General features: G+C 62.7%; 13 protein-coding genes and 1 pseudogene. 6 read left to right on the top strand and 8 right to left on the bottom strand.

All coding sequences use genetic code 11. The features are described from left to right. Positions 1 to 158: 158 nt before the first annotated feature. Complete coding sequence (locus CKV91_RS06165) at positions 159 to 938, bottom strand: DUF3710 domain-containing protein (RefSeq protein WP_021103254.1); 780 nt, start codon at positions 936 to 938, stop codon at positions 159 to 161. A gap of 124 nt (positions 939 to 1062) precedes the next feature. Next, on the bottom strand, positions 1063 to 1494 hold the full coding sequence (gene dut, locus CKV91_RS06160; RefSeq protein WP_021103253.1) for a dUTP diphosphatase: 432 nt from the start codon (positions 1492 to 1494) through the stop codon (positions 1063 to 1065). A gap of 183 nt (positions 1495 to 1677) precedes the next feature. Between dut and CKV91_RS06155 the strand changes: the two genes are divergently transcribed. After that, positions 1678 to 1986: a DUF4235 domain-containing protein gene (locus tag CKV91_RS06155; RefSeq protein ID WP_021103252.1), complete on the top strand. Its 309-nt coding sequence runs from the start codon at positions 1678 to 1680 to the stop codon at positions 1984 to 1986. A gap of 291 nt (positions 1987 to 2277) precedes the next feature. Here CKV91_RS06155 and CKV91_RS06150 read toward each other — a convergent pair whose 3' ends face one another. Further along, the gene (locus tag CKV91_RS06150; RefSeq protein WP_021103251.1) at positions 2278 to 2574 is read right to left on the bottom strand and encodes a DUF4193 domain-containing protein; all 297 of its coding nucleotides are present in this window, start codon (positions 2572 to 2574) and stop codon (positions 2278 to 2280) included. A gap of 158 nt (positions 2575 to 2732) precedes the next feature. Here CKV91_RS06150 and sepH point away from each other — a divergent pair, with 158 nt between their 5' ends. Further along, a complete protein-coding gene (gene sepH / locus CKV91_RS06145; protein ID WP_065860675.1) occupies positions 2733 to 3932 on the top strand; it encodes a septation protein SepH in 1200 nt (399 codons plus the stop codon). Between the two features lie 48 nt (positions 3933 to 3980). Here sepH and CKV91_RS06140 read toward each other — a convergent pair. Further along, positions 3981 to 4487: pseudogene (locus CKV91_RS06140) on the bottom strand (thymidine kinase); the annotation flags it as partial. Between the two features lie 277 nt (positions 4488 to 4764). Beyond that, positions 4765 to 5856 carry an alkaline phosphatase family protein gene (locus tag CKV91_RS06135; protein WP_095141091.1) on the bottom strand — a complete coding sequence of 364 codons (1092 nt, stop codon included), beginning with the start codon at positions 5854 to 5856 and terminating at the stop codon, positions 4765 to 4767. A gap of 500 nt (positions 5857 to 6356) precedes the next feature. On the opposite strand from CKV91_RS06135, the gene CKV91_RS06130 reads away from it, so the two are divergent. Both CKV91_RS06130 and CKV91_RS06125 read left to right on the top strand, forming a co-directional pair. Then, the gene (locus CKV91_RS06130; RefSeq protein ID WP_036977102.1) at positions 6357 to 7193 is read left to right on the top strand and encodes an App1 family protein; all 837 of its coding nucleotides are present in this window, start codon (positions 6357 to 6359) and stop codon (positions 7191 to 7193) included. 218 nt (positions 7194 to 7411) lie between these two features. Then, entirely contained in the window at positions 7412 to 10015 is a 2604-nt protein-coding gene (locus CKV91_RS06125; RefSeq protein ID WP_095140993.1) for a DNA gyrase/topoisomerase IV subunit A, read from the top strand. Positions 10016 to 10547: 532 nt separating this feature from the next. Here the strand turns inward: CKV91_RS06125 and CKV91_RS06120 are convergent. Continuing rightward, positions 10548 to 12689, bottom strand: a complete 2142-nt coding sequence (locus CKV91_RS06120) for a DNA gyrase/topoisomerase IV subunit B (RefSeq protein ID WP_065860911.1) — start codon at positions 12687 to 12689, stop codon at positions 10548 to 10550. A 337-nt stretch (positions 12690 to 13026) separates the two neighbouring features. On the opposite strand from CKV91_RS06120, the gene CKV91_RS06115 reads away from it, so the two are divergent. Beyond that, positions 13027 to 13248, top strand: coding sequence for a DUF7455 domain-containing protein (locus tag CKV91_RS06115; RefSeq protein WP_036904271.1), 222 nt, complete (start codon positions 13027 to 13029; stop codon positions 13246 to 13248). Positions 13249 to 13323: 75 nt separating this feature from the next. On the opposite strand, the gene CKV91_RS06110 is transcribed toward CKV91_RS06115, so the two are convergent. Next, positions 13324 to 13857 (bottom strand): GNAT family N-acetyltransferase, encoded by a 534-nt coding sequence (locus CKV91_RS06110; protein WP_021103243.1) that lies wholly within the window; start codon positions 13855 to 13857, stop codon positions 13324 to 13326. Between the two features lie 111 nt (positions 13858 to 13968). Between CKV91_RS06110 and CKV91_RS06105 the strand changes: the two genes are divergently transcribed. After that, positions 13969 to 15129, top strand: coding sequence for an alpha/beta hydrolase (locus CKV91_RS06105; RefSeq protein WP_065860906.1), 1161 nt, complete (start codon positions 13969 to 13971; stop codon positions 15127 to 15129). 198 nt (positions 15130 to 15327) lie between these two features. Here CKV91_RS06105 and CKV91_RS06100 read toward each other — a convergent pair whose 3' ends face one another. After that, positions 15328 to 15750: a Panacea domain-containing protein gene (locus CKV91_RS06100; RefSeq protein ID WP_157738752.1), complete on the bottom strand. Its 423-nt coding sequence runs from the start codon at positions 15748 to 15750 to the stop codon at positions 15328 to 15330. Positions 15751 to 15795 lie beyond the last annotated feature (45 nt).

Below are 15795 nucleotides of genomic sequence, written 5' to 3'. Positions count from 1 at the left end.
TGTTGCCGTAACGCAGCACGTGCCGAGGCTGCAGATCAGCAGTAGTTGCATGCGGGCCGGTCCCCGTGTCTGTCGCTGGTGTGGTGCTCAGCCAGTCACGTGTGCGCCACCATGCAGGTCAGATGCACTGCCGTCAGGGGCGCCAGGACCACATGGGATCACTGCTGTTGCTGCTGTTCGTCGGCTCTCAACTGGTTGGGCACCTGCAAGGTGATGAGATCGCCCGGAACGCGTGGTGAGCCGTCACGGCGTACCACGAGATTGCAGAAGAACTCCAACAGCAGTTGACCCGTGGCGTTGAGATCCTCCTGGAACGCGGCCTCCCCCATGAGGACACCACGCAGCAGCCACCGCGGCCCCTGGACCAGCCAGGTACGCGAGACGTGGTAGCCCTCCTGACCTTCTGGCGTCTTGACTGGGACGATCCGACGCAATTCGGCTCCCAACGGACCGGGGCCAACATTCGCCTCGCCTCCCTCGGAGGCAGTACCACTCATCATGTCACGGTGGACGTCATCAATGATGAGGCCAGTGGATGGAGCAGCGAAGAGCGCCACTTCCAAGGCACTGCCGCCCTGCATGACGAGCAGGGACTGCACGGCGCCGCTCTGCTGGTCCAGCTGGATCTGCATCTGCATGTTCTCGAAGGGAGTGAGGATGAGGGATCCGAAGTCGATACGCTCGATCTCATCGGCGTCGAGATCGACCTCCTCGTAGTCGAACGGTCCGTCGACACGCTCGAGGTTGGGCCGGTACAGCTCAGCCACCTCGTCGTCATCCCGCGAGTCTTCCCGGTCAGCCTCTACCTCGTCCTCGTCACCGGGAGCGTGCGACTCCGTCTCGTCGTCGAGATCCTGTTGCTCATCCAGTTCTTCCTTCTTGGGCTGAAATGGGCTCGTCTCGTCGACGGCGTCATTCTTCTTCTTGCGACCGAACACGACTTGCGAATCCTTCCTACGGCGACGCCGCGTATTCTAGCTGGACGACGCCCAGGACCGCGAGACAGGTCTCCTGAGAGTTCATCGCAGGTTTGCGTCATGCGGCATGGCCGACAAAGGCGCCTCAGCCGCGGCCCGTGGATCCATGACCGCCCTGGCCACGTTCGGTGTCGTCCAGCTCGTCGACACGGACGAACTGGGCATGGACGAATGGGACGATGACGAGCTGCGCGACACGATCACCAACCTGGAGCTCAATGGGCTCGTGCTGATCCAGGTTGACCAGCGCCACCTTGATCTCGCCTCGGTACCCCGAGTCGATGGTTCCGGGAGCGTTGACGATGGACAGACCGGTGCGGATGGCAAGCCCCGACCTGGGGTTGACGAACCCCACATGCCCATCGGGGATGGCGACTCGAACGCCGGTGGGGACGAGTCTGCGCTCCCCCGGCCGGAGAATGACGTGTTCCCGACAACGCAGGTCGGCTCCCGCGTCTCCGGGCAGTGCGTAGCGCGGCAGCGACGAGTCATCGTCAACCACACTGGGAACGATCATGATGCCTCCTGTGACGAGTCCGCACGGCACCGCGAACAGAGTCGTCGCCGTGCCAAGCACATCTGCATGGTACTGGTGTAGCCCACGGGAAGCATGCCACAGCGATTCGGGGGGCAGGACCGGGCAAGCAGGTTTCTCGGCTGGAACCACATCACACGTCGATCGCCCATTAGGATTGGGGCCATGAAGCCCGAAAAAATCGCTTGGAAGATCTACGCCAGCGCCATCGGTGCCGTCACCACCCTCGTCTCCCAGAAGCTCGTCGAGGGGGCATGGCGCTACGTCACCGGAGATGACGAGCCGCCCAGTGCGGAGGACCCGGAGGAGACCACGGGGCGAGCACTGTCGTGGGCCGTGGCCAGTGGCCTGGGAGTTGCCGGGGCGCAGCTCATCGCGCGTCGGTTCACCAACCGTCGTTGGATGAAGTACAGCCTGGTGAACCCGGTCACCGGCAAGAAGGTGGGAGTGCGCAGGCAGGACGACAACGACTGAGCCTGTCGCACCCGCACGGGTACCCAATCGGTTGTGGAAAAATCGTGCCCACCCCCGGCGTTCACCGCTTGTGAGTCGATGCCCGTGCAGCATCCGTACTCATCGCGCACATCTGGGATATCTGGGGTAGAGAAGATGGCGAGACGCATGATGTCGCCTCGCCATCTCGACATTTGGGGAGGACGCCCGTCATCGAGGTCGTCAGCCACCAGATCCCCGCCCCACATTCTGCCGGGATGGGAGGCCGTCAGCCTTGGAAGGGTTGGTGCTCTCGCAGCTGTCGTCGAAGGCTCAGACGCAGTCGACGCAGTAGAACTTTCCGTCCCGCTCCTCGGCCAGCTGAGAGCGTCCTTTCACCAGGAAGCAGGAGGCGCAGGTGAATTCACCGTTCTGACGAGGCAGTACTCGCACCGTCAGCTCCTCGTGGGAGAGGTCGGCACCTGGTAGCTCGAAGGCTTCGGCAGCTTCGACCTCGTCCTGGTCCACCTTGCCGGAGTTCTGCTCGTTCCGATGGTTCTTGAGCTCCTCGATGGAGTCCTCGCGGACCTCTTCATCGGACTTGCGCGGGGCGTCGTAATCAGTTGCCATGGTTACCTTCCCTGACCTTGATGTTCGGCCATATGTGTATCACGCCTGTCAAATTGATCGGGGGACATGCATGTCAAGCCATGTGGTGACGCAACCATATACGGTTGGATGAGAATGCCCGGGTACCGGTTACCCTGCATGACAAAGAGAGGTTGACGATGGACAGTGCACTCAGCCCACGCGAGATTCAGGCGCGCATCCGCAGTGGCGCACGCGTGGCAGACGTCGCTGACGAGGCTGGTGTGTCCGTGGAGGATGTCGAACCCTTTGCCGTGCCAGTGCTCGCCGAGCTGGACCACGTCGTCAGCACTGCTCTGGACGGTCCGATTCGGCATCGCAACAATCCCTCGTCACGACGCAGTCTGCGCTCGGTCGTCGATCGAGTGGCCACCAAGGTCGGTTTCGATCCCGACGATCTCACCTGGAGTGCACGTCGTCTCGCGGATCGATCCTGGGAGGTCTGCGCTCGATGGCACGGAGAACAGGGCCCCGCCGATCCACTGTCCGACGACCCCCAGTCGCATGTGGCAACCTTCCGATTCGACCAGCACACTCGCCGCTCGCGCCCACTGGATGCTGGAGCCCGGTGGCTCACCGATGACCGGGTCTCGGCGTCCCGCACCCGCGAGACCGAGAACCCTGACGAGGAACCCACCGTCGATCTCAACGACGAGCTGGCAATCGTACGAGCGGTGAGTGAGTCGGCGGACCGACACTTCTTCGCCGGCCTGCTGGGCCAACCCGAGGCACCTGGCACGGGCGAAGCCGACCAGGTGGGCCAACCTGGCGGTGCAGCCGACACCCGCCGTGCAGCACAACGCCCCCGGACAACCACGGACCACGACCAGCACTCCGATGAGGCAGAGCAGGACATTGCCTCGAGCACCGAGCAGGCCGACGCCCCCACGTCGTCGAACCCGACGATCCCCGGCATGACGTCGACCAACGGGGTCTACGACTTCGTTCCCTCGACCGACAGCCAGATGGACGCCCTGTACGAGGCCGTGGCTGGTTTCCAGGAGGATTCGGTCAACATCTACGAAGGCCTCAACTCCCCCATGAGCGCCACCGCCACATCGGATCCCGACGACGACTCGAGCACGACCGCCGAACAGGTAACGAACGAGGACGACGCCGCAGACACCGGGTCCACCCAGGGGCAAGTAGCGGAACATGATGCATCGGGCAGCGACACAACCCCCGACAAGGACTCCGCGACCCCCGATGACGACAAGAATTCCACGAAGGGTCCCAAGCCAGGCCAGACCAGGAAGAAGCAGTCACGCAAACGCCGCAAGCGCGCCTCGATCCCCAGTTGGGACGAGATCATGTTTGGTGGCCCCGCCCCACACGCGTGAGCCCGCCCCGGGCCACGTCCGACCTCGAGTCGAGAAGTGCCAGCTGCCTCACACCTCGTCGAAGGGCAGGGTCTGTTCCGACAGGGTTGCCCGTGACCTTTCAGCGGTGATTCGCTGCCGATGATGGCGGCGGCACAGCACCTCGTAGTGCACCTCGTCACTGGTGTCGGTGTCACCGACGACGACCTGGTCACCCTGGGTGGTCATGACCCCGTTGACGACGCGGGCATTGTGGGTTGCTGGCCGGCCGCACCAGCACAACGGCATGACGGGCGGTTTGTCGAGACGGTCACACAGCTCCACCAGACGCCGAGACCCGGGGAAGAGCTCGGTTCGAAAATCGGCGAGAATGCCGAAACAAAAGACATCGATACCCAGATCGTCAACGACTCGTGACAATTGGTCGATCTGCTCGGGGCGATAAAACTGAGCTTCATCACATATCAGATAGTCAACCCGAGTGCCGGTCGTGAGGGTTGCCACCACGTCGTCATAGACATCGATGCCATTGACGTCACGGGCCGTGGCGGACAACCCGATCCGGGACGTGATCATCGTCTGGCCAGATGATCCGTTGTCTGGCGGATCGCTCCTCCGAGACGCCTCAGGACGTGACTCATCACCTTCTGAATCAATCTGGCCTAGGCTTTCTCGGTCCGGGGCGGCGTGCTCCGGGTCATCAGGTTGGCAACCGGCATGACCGGACCGGTCAAGCATGGTGTACCGCATCCCCTGACGGTCGTGGGCCGACTGGCTGTAGTCGAGCTGCAGCGCCAAGGTGGATTTCCCCGAATCCATCGGTCCAGTGTAGAAAACAAGCTCTGCCACGGGATCAGCCTTCACAGTACAGAAGAGGAATGAGCATTTCATCATCCGTGAGCGAACCGTGCATACCGATCAGGGACATCTCCCTGGGCATCTGACGGGTCATCACCGCCCACTGCCCCCTCATGAATGCCAGGACGTCTCCCAACCGATTGCGCATCGCCGGGTCCCACTTCCCCAGAAGCCCCATGTGCAGGGCCTGGTCGGCGGTGAAGACCATGGCTCGATCGGCGAGGATGGAACGCCACCGCTCGGCAACCTCATCTGGGTGATCGGTGTAGACGTGTCGGGTACGTGGCTCCCCGCCCAGCTCATCGACGTCGGCCAGCAACCCGGCCTGGTCCTCGGCGATGATCATGTGGTCATCCGGCACGTCGACCATGCCATGATCGGCGGTGACTACGAGTGCGCTGTCTGGCGTGAGCACCTCACCAATGGCCTCGACGAGCTCATCGGTCCACGTGAGACGACGTCGCCACTGCGCCGAATGGCATCCTGAGCCATGCCCGACGTGGTCGAGGGATCGTTCATAGACATAACTCACCGAGGCAGTCGTGCCGCGCAGGGTGTCGGCAACCAGTTCGGCACGCAGGTCGATGTCGTCCTCGTCACGAACCGAGAGGTACCGCGGACCGCGCAGCCCAGACTGGGTGAGTCCAGACGTGACGAATCCGGCAGGGCCAATGCTGAACGTCTCCACACCGTGCTCGGCGAGACGCTCGAAGGCGGTGGGACGGGCCTGCATGGTGAGCGGATCGGGGCCATTGGCCCAGCTCAGGGCATTCATGATCGGCCCCTCTGGGGAGCGGAAGGTGTAGCCCAGGGTGCCATGGTGCCCCGGCTCCATCCCGGTACCCAGGCAGGTGAGTGAGGTGGCCGTCGTGGAGGGTACGGCACAGGTCATGTCGGGTATCGAGTTCATCCGGGTGAGGAACGGTGCCAGGCTGGCATGTTCCTCCACCAGGTTCCTGCCCATCCCGTCCACGAGCATGACCACCCAGTGACGTGCCTGCGGCAGGGCAGCCATCGGATCGGCGGGTGCGCTGCGTCCGGACCATTCGCGATCGTCAAGGCCAAGGCTTCGAGCCACCGCTGGCATCACGTCAGCCAAGCAGCGACCGCCGTAGCGCGGCAGGACGAACTCGTCGGGAAGCTCGACGGGGTTGTCCGTGGCCGACGAGTTGACCGATGGCTCATCGAATCGATAGGTGGGGACGCTGGAACTCACCGCGCCATTTTCCCACGTCTTCAGGCAAATGGGCCAGCCCGCACAATCATGCGGTCTCTGCTGCACCCGAGGCGGTGAGTCGATGGGCACCCGCCTCTGCACCGAGGAAGGCTCTCGGGGAGTTCCCTCGCACACACGACAGGCTGGAGACGACTATCGTCTGTGTCATGTCCGACCGTCCGTTCATCGGAGCCCGCATCGAGGACGCCGTGCACCGGCGTCTGGGTGAGGTATTGACCAGACGCGAGTGGAAACCGCTGCTCATACCGTTTCGTGGCTACGGCTCACAGAACCACATCCGCATCCTGGCCCGCGTGATCCTGGCTCCACACGAGATCGCCGAGGACCCGTCGAGCTGGTACGACTCCGACATGCTCGTGCGACGTGGCTGGCGCAACTTCGGTGCCGTGCCAGCCCCCCAGGTGAGGATCGAGATCGAGACTGGTGGGGCCTGCATCATGGCACGCACCGACCGACTCGGGTACCTGGATGTCCGAGTGCGCAACGAAGGGCTCGCCCCCGGCTGGCACGATGTCCTGCTACGCACCGAGGAGGGACGCGAGACCAGCGCACCCATACTCGTCGTCGACTCGTCACAAACCTTCGGCATCGTCTCAGACATCGACGACACAGTGATCTCCACTTCACTGCCGCGCGGATTCATCGCAGCATGGAACACCTTCGTCCTCACCGAGCAGGCCAGACAGTCAATTCCCGGAATGGCTCGGATGTATCAGAAGCTGCTCGCCGAGCACCCCGCTGCTCCCGTGATCTACGTGTCCACCGGATCGTGGACCACATACCCGTTCCTCACGCGATTCCTCCGCAGACATGGGTATCCAACTGGCCCCATGCTGCTCACCGACTGGGGACCGACGAACACTGGCTGGTTCCGTTCTGGCCCCAACCACAAACGGCAGGCGCTGCGAGAACTTGCCCGCGACTTCCCCAACATCACGTGGCTGCTCGTCGGTGACGACGGTCAGCGCGACATCAGCCTGTACCAGGAGTTTGCCGAGCTGCAACCAGGTCACGTCCGGGCCATCGCCATTCGTCAGCTCTCCCCCACCCAGCAGGTGCTGGCACACGGCACGGCAGTCATCATGGAGGACGACGAGCATGCGCAGTGGGTTCCTGATCCCGCCCCCCTGGTACGGGCTCCCGATGGCGACAAACTCCACCTGCTGCTCAAGGACGTGTTGAGCTGAGCTGTCGTCGCGGAACCTTCCGACCGCCCGATTCGATGTCGCCCTGCGGCTGATTCCCCGGCCCAGGACTCACCAGTCACTGCCCCACCGGAGGTTTGCGTCCAGTCCATCTGGGATGTGGGGCCGGTGCACCGGGCAAAAATTTCTCCGATGAGCAAGAATGGAACCTTGCCAACCCCGAATCCATGCGGGGCGGATCGACATGGGCAGGAGTAGGAATGGCCAGGAGGACGGCCGGCGACGATCTCACCGAGAGCATCATCGATGTGGACGTCTCCAACGAGATGGAGAACAGTTTCCTCGAATATGCGTACTCGGTGATCTATTCACGTGCCCTGCCCGATGCACGCGATGGTCTCAAACCGGTGCAGCGACGCATCCTCTACTCGATGGACGACATGAACGTGCGTCCGGACCGTCCACACGTCAAGAGTGCCCGTGTCGTGGGACAGGTGATGGGCCAGCTGCACCCGCATGGGGACGCTGCCATCTATGACGCCCTGGTCCGGTTGGCGCAGCCGTGGTCGATGCGGCTGCCACTGGCCGATGGCCACGGCAATTTTGGTTCCCTCGACGCCGGCCCGGCCGCCATGCGTTACACCGAGTGCAGAATGGCTCCGGCCGCCATGGCCATGGTGGAGGGGCTGGGTGAGGACACCGTCGATTTCGTCCCCAACTACGACGGCAAGGCAACCGAGCCGGGGGTTCTTCCGGCCGCTTTCCCCAACCTCCTCGTCAATGGCGCTTCTGGCATCGCCGTGGGCATGGCGACGAACATTCCACCACACAACCTGGTGGAGGTCATCGCTGCACTGAAGTACCTGCTGAAGAACCCAGCTGCGGATCTGGACAAGATCATGCGCTACATCCCCGGACCAGACCTTCCCACCGGGGGGTCAATCATCGGACTGGACGGGGTGAAGAGCGCCTACACCTCCGGTCGGGGAACATTCCGGATCCGAGCACGGGCAACGATCGAGAAGGTCAGCCCCCGTCGTCAGGGGATCGTCGTCACCGAGCTTCCATACACCGTGGGCCCGGAGAAGATCATTGCCCAGATCAAGACACTGGTCCAGTCCAAGAAATTGACTGGCATTGCCGACGTCAAGGACCTCACCGATCTCAAGAATGGCACTCGTCTCGTCATCGAGATCAAGAATGGCTTCAACCCGGAGGCCGTCCTGGAACGTCTTTACAAGATGACGAAACTCCAGGACTCCTTCGCCATCAACACCGTGGCACTGGTCGAGGGGCAGCCACGCACCCTTGGCCTGCTCGAACTGCTCAACGTCTATCTCGACCACCGACTCGAGGTCACCCTACGGCGTACGAAATTTCGCCTGGGGAAGGCGGAGGAACGTCTGCACCTCATCGAAGGATTACTGCTGGCCATCGTCGACATCGACGAGGTCATCGCCATCATCCGATCCTCCGACGACACGGCGTCGGCTCGGGAGCGCCTCATGAAGGCCTTCGATCTGGACGAGCCCCAGGCCAATTACATCCTCGACATGCAGCTGCGTCGGCTCACCAAGTTCTCCCGCATCGAGTTGGAGTCGGAGAAGGACCAGCTCAGCAGCCAGATCGCCGAGTACACCAGGATCGTCACGTCCGACGACGAACTGCGCAAGGTCGTCGCCGACGAGCTCACGGCCGTCTCCAAGAAGTACGGCACCCCGCGACGGACGGTCCTGCTGGGGTCCACCGGCATCACCGCAACCGACGTCCCGTTGGAGGTACCCGATGAGCCGTGCTGGATCCTCATGTCGGCCACTGGACACTTGGCCCGTATCGACACCACCGATCCATTGCCATCGGACGGCCCACGCGCCGACCATGACGTCATCACCTCGGCAACACGTACCACGACTCGCGGCGAGTTCGGTGTCATCACCTCGGCAGGACGTCTGATCCGGGCGCGTGCAATCGACCTGGTGTCGCTTCCCGCCACGGCGACGGCACCCTCGACGTCTGGGGGATCTCCCCTCACCGATCTCATCGACCTGGACGCTGGAGAACGAGCGTTGGCAGTCGTGAGCTTGGACGGGGACGGCCCGGAACTGGCGCTGGGCACTCGTCATGGCGTGGTCAAGCGAGTGAATCCGGAGCTGCTCAGCAGGGATTGCTGGGAGATCATCACGCTCAAGGGCGACGACGAGGTGGTCGGTGCCGTACAGACACACGGCGATGCCGGGGAGTTGTGTCTCATCACCCGAGGAGCCGCATTGCTGCACTTCCCGTTGGCGTCGGTTCGGTCGCAGGGGCGCCTGGGTGGCGGAGTCACCGGTATGCGTTCTGCGGACCCGATCATCTGGGCCGGCGTCGTGGCCGATCCCGACTCGGTCGTCGTGACCGTGGCCGGGCACGATGCCACGTCCGGTGCGACTGGATCGGTGAAGGTCACCGCATTCGAGGCCTACCCGGGCAAGGGACGAGGAACCAAGGGCATGCGGTGTCATCGGTTCCTCAAAGGTGAGACGGCCTTGGTGCAGGCCTGGGCAGGGGCGAGGCCAGCAGTGGCCTGCAGTCCCAAGGGCAGACCGGTGGAGCTGCCGGAGGTCGACTCCCGACGTGACGGTTCGGGCACCAGCGTCGCGGCATCGATACTCGCGATCTCCACACGGTGCTGGTCACACCCGACTGCCTCTGATTCAGGTGCTGCCGAGAAGACCGCAGTGGAGGCACAGCCCCGTTCGACTGCGGGCAGCGCCATCAGCCCTGACAGCCCCAATAGCCCTGACACCGTCAGTAACCTCGGAAATGATGGCCCGATCCCGGGGCCGGGACGCGAGACCGAGCAGCCGGACCTGTTTGATGAGTGACCCGGTTTCCATCTTTGACGAGTGATCCGGTTTCCATCGTCATGCACGGTGGACCCCAGACACAGGGGCGTACAGCACAGGGGCGTCGTCGTTACTGTGAATGCTGATGGACCTGCAGGGGGCGTACGGGCCAGGATCGTCGTTGCTGCTGCGCATGGTGATGGAGCCCATGCACGAGGACGTCATGGCGGGGTGAGAACTGGGGGGCTGCTGCGCATGGTGATGGAACCATGCCCGGGGACGTACGGCACGACCATCGTGAGACGAGACCATCGTGGGAGGGCCCCTGTGAGGACGGACCGGTGCAGCACACGTTCTGCGGCACGAGTCGTTCCGGCCCCGCGACCCCATGCGTCGCCAGCCTCGCTACCGTATGCGTCTACCGTGCAGGAACCGCTCGGCAACCTACCCGGTACTCTCCTACTTGGTGGTACCCACGTGTCGTGTCCGTGCTGCCGTGCCGTGTCCGTGCTGCGGGATCCTGCTCACTGGCCCAGACCTTGGATCTCGACACGACACCCCCCGCACATGCTCAGGCATCGATCTGCTCGCTGTCCAGCCGATAGGCACCCTCGACGATGAACTTCTTGCGGGGGGCGACTTCCTGACCCATGAGCATTTCAAAGGTGTGCTCCGCCTCCACGACATCGTCGACGGTGATCCGCCGGAGCATTCGATGCCGCTTGTCCATCGTGGTCTCCTTGAGCTGATCGGCGTCCATCTCACCCAGGCCCTTGTAGCGCTGCGGTTCCTTGAACCGCACACCTCTCTTGGTCAGTCGAGCAGCAGTGCGCTGGTACTCAGCGTCGGTGTAGGTGTAGATGTACTTCTCCATACCCCGTTTGGGGTTGATGAGTTCGAACCGATGCAGTGGTGGCACTGCCGAGAAAACCCGTCCCGCCTCGACCATCGGTCGCATGTACTTGAAGAACAACGTCGCCAGCAACGTGCGGATGTGTGCACCATCGGAGTCGGCATCGGCCATGAAGATGACCTTGCCGTACCTGGCTTGGTCGATGTCGAAGGTCTTGCCGGAACCGGCACCGACCACCTGGATGATCGACGCACACTCGGCGTTCTTGAGCATGGCGCCAAGATCGGCCTTCTGCACGTTGAGGATCTTCCCACGAATGGGCAGCAGAGCCTGAAACTCCGAGTCACGTGCCACGTTGGCCGTCCCCAGGGCCGAATCACCCTCGACGATGAACAACTCGGTGAGGTCGGGATCGGAGGATCGGCAGTCCTTGAGCTTGGGAGGCAGGTGCGAGGACTCCAGGGCATTCTTGCGTCGCTGGTTCTCCTTGTGCGCCCGAGCGGCAACCCGGGCGCGCGAGGCATTGACGACCTTCTCCATGACGGTACGGGCCACCGGTTTGACGGCTGCCTTGCTCGACGTGAGGAATTTCGCCATCTCGGACTCGACGATCCGACTCACGATCCGACGCACCGGCGGGGTACCGAGCACTTCCTTGGTCTGCCCCTCGAACTGCGGCTCGGCCAAGCTCACGGTGACGACTGCCGTCAGCCCTTCCAGGACGTCGTCCTTGACGATGTCATCGGAACTCTTGAGCAGCCTGGTGCCCTCCAGGGATGAGGAGAAGGCCCGCAGCAGTCCCTGCTCGAATCCTTGGACGTGGGTGCCGCCCTTGGGAGTGGCGATGATGTTGACGAAGGAACGCACCGTCGTGTCATAGCCATCGCCCCACCGAAGAGCGATGTCCACCTCGAGGTCACGGTCGACGTCGGTGGGCGTCATGCCGCCATTCTCGTCCAGCATCGGGACGGTCTCGGTGAAGGAGGACTTCCCCTGCAACCTCATGACGTCATTGACCGGCTGGTCATTGGCGAGGTACTCGGCGAACTCCGAGATACCGCCGTCGAAACGCATCGTCTCGGAGACGGTCTCGAGGACATCGCCGGTCTGCGGATCAGTCTGGACGCCACGCTCGTCGGTGATGACGATCTCCAGCCCCGGGACGAGGAAGGCGGTCTGACGAGCACGGTCGGCAAGCTTGGACCACGACAGCTTGGCATCGGGCAGAAAGATCTGCGAATCCGGCCAGTAACGCACCCGGGTACCGGTGGCTCCCCGCTTGGCCTTGCCGATCTTGCGCACCCCGGACTCGGGGGTGAAGGGGGCATCGGGGCCGTCGCCGTCGAAGACGCCGGGGACACCGCGTCGGAAGCTCATTCCCCACACCGTGGACTTGCGGTCCACCTCTACGTCCAGACGAGAGGAGACGGCGTTGACGACCGAGGCGCCCACACCGTGAAGGCCACCTGAGACGTTGTAGGCGCCGCCGCCGAATTTTCCACCGGCATGGAGCTTGGTGTAGACGACCTCGACGCCACTCAGCCCAGTTCTCGGCTCAACGTCGACCGGAATACCGCGACCCTCGTCGGTGACGAGGATGGACCCGCCCTTTTCCAGGGTGACGGTGATACGGCGTCCGAACCCGGCCAGGGCCTCGTCCACACCGTTGTCGAAGATCTCCCACAGACAGTGCATGAGGCCGCGGGTGTCCGTCGACCCGATGTACATGGCGGGACGCTTTCGGACAGCCTCAAGACCTTCGAGAACAAGAATGTTTCTCGCCTCGTAGTCCCGGTCCGTCGCTCGTTTCGTTGCTGCCCGCGGTTTCGCTGTACTCGAAGCCGATCCACTCTGGGGCAATCCACTCTGGGTCGTCACAGTCCTCAATTCTATCGGGGTGGTGTTCCCACGTCGTTCTCGCGAACACGTCAAGTGTATCGAACTGGAATTCGATGTTCAAGTCCGCAATCGAACATATGTTCCGTCCTTCGTGGTTCTCATCCTTGATCGGGAGGCTCACTGGCTATGATGGAGAACATCAGATGTCACTCAGGTTGAGTTGGCATCCACAGCAAGCGTCAAGCGGTGCGGAACGCATGAGTGAATCATGCTTCCCACCGACAAGGACGAACCGTGGCTCAGGAATGTCAGGAGCGAATCGGGAACAAGCGATGGTGTCGTTGCGTTGCGACACCATATGCCAGCGTCAGAGGAGGAAGCCATGAGCACCATGATGATCGAGGACACCGCACTGACCACTGCGGATCGCTGCGACCGATGCGGAGCACAGGCTTACTACCGTGTCACGCTGAACAACGGCGGTGAACTGCTGTTCTGCGCTCACCATGCACACATGCATGAGGACAAGCTCAAGCAGGTTGCTCTTCACATCCAGGACGAGTCGGCCAAGCTTCACTGATCGGTCCAGCCGCACGATCAGGTCCCTGGGGCTGGATTCGCCGCTGCAGCCACCCACTCGCTGGGTCCGATGAGGTCAAACGCCCCGAACCATGCGTTGCAGCGGGATCCCGCCCAAGGTGTTGTCCAGGGATCCTGCGGTGTGGTCCAGACTGAAACCGTTCTTCTCGAAGAACCCGATGGCGTGCTCACTCGTGTTCAACACCCAGACGAATGCCGGCTCCTGTCCGATGGCTGAGCTCAGCAGCTCATCAGCCACTCCTCGCAGTCGTGCCCGCGGCATGACGTGGATGGTGGCAAGTTCCAAGGTGGTCGGCGCCTCTGCTGGTGGCATGCGTCGTGTCATGGCAACCCCAACGATCGCACCGTCGTCATCAAGCACCCAGAACTGAGCGCCCTCATCGTAGAGCTGCCGCCACTGCTCAACCGTTGACTCCACCGCATCCTCACTCGTGAGTGCAGCAAGGACGTCGGCATCGATGGACCCAGCACCTATCTCGGCCAAGCACTCGGACTGAACACGAGCTGCATCCGGAAGGTCCTCCCCGGTCGCCCTGCGCACCCGAGGATGTTGTGGCTGACGGTCGGCAACGCTGCTTGATGTGTCCATGCCAGAAGCCTAGCCACACAGAGGCATCGCCGAGGCCATGGAGTGAAAACATCTCGGTACCCAAGAATCGTCCACGGCAGAGAATCTGAGGACTGGTCCTATCGTGGACACATGGGCTCTACATCCCGATCCACCCGGCACCTGCTTGGAGTGACCACCAAGCTCCTCACTGCCACCGCCATACTCATGGGGAGCGTGCTGGTGCTGCTCACCATCATGGAACTGACCCCGAGCTTCAACAACGCTGGTCTGGCAGCATCAGTCCTCCTGTCATCCACAGCACCGTGGTGCGTCGTCGCCGCCCTTGTTGCACTGACAATGGCTTGGTTGGGCCGGCGCGCCGAGCGAGCCAGTCGTATCGCAGCCATACTCACCACGATCGGTCTCGTGCTGCCACTGACCGTATGCGTGACCACCCCGGTGACCGTGAGGCACGCTGGCGGGACGGTCAACCCTCTCAGCGCGCTGCACACAGCCTCGATGATCTCTCCACCAGATGAAGTCCTGCATGACACGCCCCGCAAGGGACAGTCGATTCAGGTCTACCGACCCCACTCCCCCGGGCCACATCCGGTGCTGGTCGACATTCACGGTGGCGGTTGGAACACCGACGCGAAAATGCCAGCGGTACTGCGTTCCCTGGCTGACACTGGCTGGGTCGTCGTACGCCCCAGCTATCCGCTGTCCACTCCAACCAGAGCAACATGGGAGAAGGCTCCCGAGGCAGTGGCATGTTCCTGGGCCTGGGCAGGAACCCATGCCGACCGGCTGCACGCCGACACCTCGTCAATGGTGATCATGGGGGACTCTGCTGGCGGGCAACTGGCCATCAACCTGAGCTACCAGATTGCCCAGGGCACGGCGTCCACGTCCTGCGGCAAACTGCATGAACCTGCTGCAGTCATCGGGCTCTACCCCGCCCTTGACCTCAGCCAATTGGCCTCGCTCAAGGCCCTGGGGATCAATCATGCGGCCACCGAGTACCTCGGTGGGACACCGGAGCAGCATCCTGACCGGTACCGCGACGCGAACAGTGTGACGTGGGTCTCACCCAAGGCACCGCGCACGTTTATTGTGCGTGGCGGACGCGACACCCTCGTCCCACCCCCCGGCACTGACAGGTTCGTCGCCAGAGCCCGTGCTGCCGGAGTTGGCGTCACCGATGTGAAGATTCCGCTGCTCGATCATGCCTTTGACTCACAGACTCGCAACTCACTGGGATACCAGTCAACTGTTTCGGTGCTGAGAGCATGCCTGGCACAGGTGCGTTGAGTCTTGCCCCCGACGGCGATGCCGTGGTCCGTCAGGCCATCTGCATCCCCCGACATCGAGTAGCTGCACGACATGTCGCTCGCGATCACGTACGATCACTCAGTGCCTCGATCGGGAACTCATCGGCAGGCGTTGCGGCGGGAGTGTCAGACAGAGTTCGTGTTCTGCTATTTCACCGGCCGATAGGTGAGGCATTCGTCACTGGGCAAGCAGGGTGAGTGCACGTTCCCACCGCTTGGTGGCAGCAGCACAACCACTCAGTACGTCGTCCATGTCGGCCACCTGACGTCCACTCGGGACGGCGACACGCCGTGGTCCGACACCGGCCGCCGTGCTCTGGGCAGAGTAAGCGCGACGCATGGAGTCATGTGTGATGGGTGAACTGCAATTCTCACCGGGAGCGCAATCACCACGTGCTTCCTGCCAAGGACGCTCACCGTGGCTCAACTCGCCAAGAGCAGTGCCCGGGTTGTCAGCATAGTGGGCAAGGACCGCGTCAATATTGGCCTTCTGTTGGTCAGTGAGACGCACGTCCTCGTCAGCCATGACCGTGGTGTGGCGCAGACTCGGAACCACCGGGCCGTTCTTCCACGCCTCAATCCTGTCATCGAAGAGAGGCACCCCGTCCCATGCCAAGGACTACGCCTGGGCATAGTACAAGAGCTT

Source organism: Cutibacterium granulosum (genome assembly GCF_900186975.1).
In the GTDB taxonomy this organism is placed as follows: Bacteria; Actinomycetota; Actinomycetes; order Propionibacteriales; family Propionibacteriaceae; genus Cutibacterium; species Cutibacterium granulosum.
Note: the sequence above shows the minus strand (reverse complement) of the source record. Positions and strands in the feature narration are given on the sequence as shown.